The sequence below is a fragment of the Nocardioides sp. NPDC057772 genome, from assembly GCF_042798075.1.
Lineage (GTDB): Bacteria > Actinomycetota > Actinomycetes > Propionibacteriales > Nocardioidaceae > Nocardioides.
Window position 1 is genome coordinate 1 of record NZ_JBHVKN010000283.1, and the last position, 4,775, is coordinate 4,775.

The 4,775-nt window shown below is 69.3% G+C and carries 5 protein-coding genes; 1 reads left to right on the forward strand and 4 read right to left on the reverse strand.

Annotated elements, in window-relative coordinates; genetic code table 11:
* The 4 genes from ACFVJS_RS26240 to ACFVJS_RS26255 form a co-directional block, all read right to left on the reverse strand.
* Positions 1–781, reverse strand: a 781-nt coding sequence (locus tag ACFVJS_RS26240) for an ROK family protein (RefSeq protein WP_378886484.1), incomplete at its 3' end; no start/stop codon positions are given.
* A gap of 3 nt (positions 782–784) precedes the next feature.
* The gene (locus tag ACFVJS_RS26245; RefSeq protein WP_378886485.1) at positions 785–1,207 is read right to left on the reverse strand and encodes a hypothetical protein; all 423 of its coding nucleotides are present in this window, start codon (positions 1,205–1,207) and stop codon (positions 785–787) included.
* A 2-nt stretch (positions 1,208–1,209) separates the two neighbouring features.
* Complete coding sequence (locus ACFVJS_RS26250) at positions 1,210–2,427, reverse strand: ArsA family ATPase (protein ID WP_378886487.1); 1,218 nt, start codon at positions 2,425–2,427, stop codon at positions 1,210–1,212.
* Complete coding sequence (locus ACFVJS_RS26255) at positions 2,424–2,855, reverse strand: SRPBCC family protein (protein WP_378886489.1); 432 nt, start codon at positions 2,853–2,855, stop codon at positions 2,424–2,426. Before ACFVJS_RS26255 ends, ACFVJS_RS26250 begins: the two co-directional genes overlap by 4 nt.
* Positions 2,856–2,987: 132 nt before the next feature.
* Between ACFVJS_RS26255 and ACFVJS_RS26260 the strand changes: the two genes are divergently transcribed.
* On the forward strand, positions 2,988–4,775 hold a 1,788-nt coding region (locus ACFVJS_RS26260), incomplete at its 3' end, for an AMP-dependent synthetase/ligase (protein WP_378886491.1).

Sequence of the window (4,775 nt, forward strand, 5' to 3'; positions counted from 1 at the left end):
CCACGGCCGGGTCGAGCACCGCGGCGATCGAGGCGATCCCCTCGCCCAGCCAGATGCCGAGGTCGGTCAGCGCCTCGATGGCGAACGCGTCACCGTCACGGGCGGCCTCGGTGATCAGCGGGCCCTTGATCTTGTCGAGATCGCCCTCGGCGCGGTCCAGGACCTCGCGGGCCAGCAGCGAACCGCCGCGCGCGGCGGAACGTACGTTGCGGACCAGGGCCGACCCCGAGGCGTACTGCTCCCAGCAACCGCGGTTGCCGCAGCCGCACAGGTGGCCGTTGGGCACCACACGCATGTGGCCGATCTCGGCGCCGACGCCGAAGGCTCCGCGGTAGAGCTCACCTTCGAGCACCAGACCGCCGCCGACACCCGTGCCGACGGTCACGAGCATCATGTTGTCGACCTCGGCACCCGCGCCGTACTCGAACTCGCCCCACGCGGCCGCGTTGGCGTCGTTCTCGATGACGACCGGCAGCTCCAGCACCTTCTCCAGGCGCTCCTTGAGCGGTACGTCGCGCCAGGCGATGTTGGGGGCGAACATGACCGTTGAGCGGCCCTTGTCGATGTAGCCGGCCGCGCCGATGCCGACGCACTCGATCGGGTGGCGGGTCTTGAGCTCCTGGACCACCTCGACGATGGCGGCCTCGATGGCCTCCGGGCTCTTCGCCGGGGACTCGACCCGGTGGTCCTCGATGATGTTGCCGTCGTGGTCGACGACGCCACCGAGGATCTTGGTGCCACCGACGTCGACGCCGCAGGCGAGCTTCTTCGTCGTCGTCATGCCTCAGCTCCAGCCGTCGAGATCGATCCGATCGACCTTATCCGAGCGGTGCGCCCATTCCCGGGTCGCATCTTCCTCAGCCCGCACGCCATCACTGTGAGCATCCTCGCCTTCACTAGGGCCAGCACCCGGACTCGTGGCCGCCGCGTTGAGCACCGTGGCCGCGGCCTGCATCAACGATGCGGCAGCGCTGGCCAGATGCATCTTGACCTCCGGGCTCGACTCCCGGAGGACATGAACGGTACGGCACAGCGGGCAGTAGGTGCACTCCGGTGCCCCCGTTCCGAGATGGTCTCCGAGCCCTTCGGCGAGGTGGCCGATCCGGGAGTCCTTGGCCCACTCACCGATGGCCTCCATCAGCCGGCCGAGCTCCTCGGCGGTCGACCCCAACGGCTCGTCCGCCCACTCGTGGCGCTGCTCGCTCACGATCACTCACTCTCGGTGTTCGTCGTCTGGCGAGAAAACGTTACTCGCAGCTCCCCACCCTCGACGCGCGCCCCGCTGACGCGCATCCGGGCGAGTGCGGCGGGCAGGGTCAGCAGCCGTCGGTAAGCCCCCACGGTGATCGCCAGCTCGTCTCCGTTGCGGCCCAGCTGGACCTGGTCACGCTCGACCCACTGGGCCAGCCCGGGCAGCGCAAGATGGACCACGGTGGTCTCGCCGTCGCCGTCGCTCTCGGTCCGGAACGGCGCCGGCGTGTCCGGCACGGCCAGCGGGTCGACGCTGCCGGTCCAGGCGTACGCGGCCTCGGCGACCTCGCGCAGGTCCTCGACGCCCACCGGCTCGGCGGGCCGGTAGAACGAGCGCCACACCGGCAGCCCCTCGAAGGAGGCACCGACGTCGCCGAGCACGTCGTCCTGGGCCTTCACCCAGCCGGCCCGCCAGTCGTCGGAGCCGCCCGCCGGGAAGATCCGGTTGGCGACGACACCGTCGACGCGGTAGCCGTAGAGGGAGAGCGTCGTCCACGACCGCCGCGCCTCGGCGAGCACGACCCGCTCGGGGGTCAGCACGATGCGTACGGACGCCTCGGGGCCCGACAGCAGGGCACGTACGTCCGCGAGCTCGCCGTGGAGCCGGACCAGGGCGTCGAAGACGGAGTCACCGGGCATCGGCACCCCGGCGGCCTTGGTGAGCACCGGCTTGAGCGCCTTCACCATCTTGCGCTGGACCGGGAGGATGCGCTCCAGATACCAGCCCAGGGCCTCGGGAAGGGCGAGCAGGCGCAGAGTCTCGGCGGTCGGGGCACAGTCGACCACGATCGTGTCCCACTCCCCCGAGACGGCCATCCGGCGCAGTTCCAGCAGCGCGAAGACCTCCTCGGCACCGGGGATGACGGTCAGCTCCTCGGCCGCGATCCGGTCCACCCCGATCGTGTCCAGGACGCTGAGCAGATAGCCCTGCACCTCGGCCCAGGACTCCTCGAAGCGGCGCTGGGCGTCGACGTGCTGGACATAGAGGTGCTCGGCGACCTCGACGGGCTCGGAGCCTAGCGCGTGTTCCACGCCGAACGCGTCGCCCAGGGAGTGGGCGGCGTCGGTGGAGAGGACCAGCGTGCGCAGCCCACGGGCCGCGGACATCGCCGCGGTCCCGGCCGAGACGGTCGACTTGCCGACGCCGCCCTTGCCGGTGAAGAGGAGGATCCTCAAGCTTCGACCCTCTGCTTGAGCCCTCGCAGGGCGGTGTCGATCAGCACCTTCTCCCCCTTGCGCTTGAGCATGCCGATCAAGGGGATGCTCAGGTCGAGGGCGAGCCGGTAGGTGACCTCGGTGCGGCCGCCGAGGTCGCGCAGGATGTAGGCGCCGTCCATCGAACGGAGCAGGTTGCCCTTCACCAGCGACCAGGTGACCTGGCGGTCGCCGTCCCAGTCGTACGCCAAGGTGTATTCGTCCTTGATCGGCGCGACGTCCAGCACGAACCGGACCTGCTCGGCCCTCCCGTCGACGCCGGTCTCGACGACGCTGACCTCTTGCATGCCCTTGGCCCAGGCGGGATAGGACTTGAAGTCGGCGATCACCGCCATCACTGCCGAGGGCGCAGCCTCGATCACGATCGTCGAGGTGGTCTGATCGGCCATCGGTGGTGTCCTCACTCCCTGACTTGCTAGGTGCCATGGAGCGTACCGGATAGCATCCCGGTGAAATGGTCGGGCTGTGACGGGGGTAACCTCCGGTTCGTACCCACCTACCATCAGTATGCGGAGGCCCTTGTGCGCGAGTTCTCCACGCCCGCGACGTACGTTGTTCCCCCCACCGGCAACCTGAGCGACGATGTCGTGCGCAACGCCGCCGAGGCACCCGACGTGGCCGTCCTCAGCCGCCCAGGTCCCGACGGCTCCTGGGTCGACGTCACCGCTGCGGAGTTCCTCGCCGACGTCTCGGCCGTCGCCAAGGGCCTGATCGCGGCGGGTGTCGGCGCTGGAGACCGGGTCGCGCTGCTCTCGAAGACGCGCTACGAGTGGACCCTGATCGACTACGCGATCTGGTTCGCCGGTGCGGCGACCGTGCCGATCTACGAGACCTCCTCCGCCGAGCAGATCGAGTGGATCCTGCAGGACTCCGCCGCCGTCGCGGTCATCGCCGAGGACACCGGGCACGTGGGCCGGATCAGCGAGGTCCGCGCCAACTGCACCGCGCTGAACAACGTCTGGTCGATCAACGACAACGCCGTCGACCTGCTGGTCAAGCTCGGCACCGACGTCACCGACGAGCAGCTCGAGGCCCGCCGCAGCGCCGTCACCCCCGACGACACCGCGACCCTGATCTACACCTCCGGCACCACCGGACGCCCGAAGGGCTGCGTGCTCACCCACGGCAACTTCATGTTCGAGCTCGGTGTCGTGGTCGACACGCTCGACGCCCTGTTCGACATCGAGGGCCGCAGCACGCTGCTGTTCCTGCCGCTGGCGCACGTCTTCGCGAGGATCATCCAGATCGGCTGCATCAAGTCGCGCACCCGCCTGGGCCACACGCCCGACATCAAGAACCTCGTCGCCGACCTCGGCACCTTCCGGCCGACCTTCGTGCTGGCCGTGCCGCGGGTCTTCGAGAAGGTCTACAACACCGCCTCGCAGAAGGCGGTCGCCGACGGCAAGGGCCGCATCTTCGACATGGCGACCGAGGTCGCGATCAACTACTCCCGGGCCACCGAGTCCGGCAAGGCCCCGCTCCTGCTCGCCGCCAAGCACAAGCTGTTCTCCAAGCTCGTCTACGGCAAGCTCCTCGCCGCGCTCGGCGGCAACTGCTCCTACGCCGTCTCCGGCGGGGCACCGCTCGGCGACCGCCTCGGCCACTTCTACCGCGGCATCGGCGTCACCGTCCTGGAGGGCTACGGCCTCACCGAGACCACCGGAGCCCTCACCGTCAACCTGCCCGAGGCGTTCAAGATCGGCACGGTCGGCCGGCCGATCCCCGGCACCTCGGTCCGCGTCGCCGACGACGGCGAGCTGCTCTTCAAGGGCGGCCAGGTGCTCAAGGAGTACTGGCAGAACCCCTCCGCCACCGCCGAGGCCAAGACCGAGGACGGCTGGTTCCACTCCGGTGACCTCGGCGAGGTCGACGACGAGGGCTTCGTCAAGATCACCGGCCGCAAGAAGGAGATCCTGGTCACCGCCGGCGGCAAGAACGTGGCCCCGGCGGTCCTCGAGGACCGTCTCCGCGCCCACGTGCTCGTCGACCAGTGCATCGTCGTCGGCGACGGCCAGCCGTTCATCGGTGCGATCGTCACCATCGACCCCGAGGCGCTGCCCACCTGGGCCGAGGCCAACGGCAAGTCCGCCGACATCGAGGACCTCGTCGACGACGAGGACCTGCGCGCGGTGATCCAGAGCGCCGTCGACGACGCCAACAAGGCGGTCTCGAAGGCCGAGTCGATCCGGAAGTTCGTGATCATCCCCGACTCCTGGACCGAGGAGGGTGGCCAGCTCACCCCCAGCCTCAAGCTCAAGCGCAACGTGGTCATGCGCGAGTTCTCGCACGAGGTCGACGCTCTCTACAGC

Coding starts and splice junctions, on each gene's coding strand:
- ACFVJS_RS26255 (WP_378886489.1), bottom strand. CDS start 2,855: ATGGCCGATCAGACCACCTCGACGATCGTGATCGAGGCTGCGCCCTCG.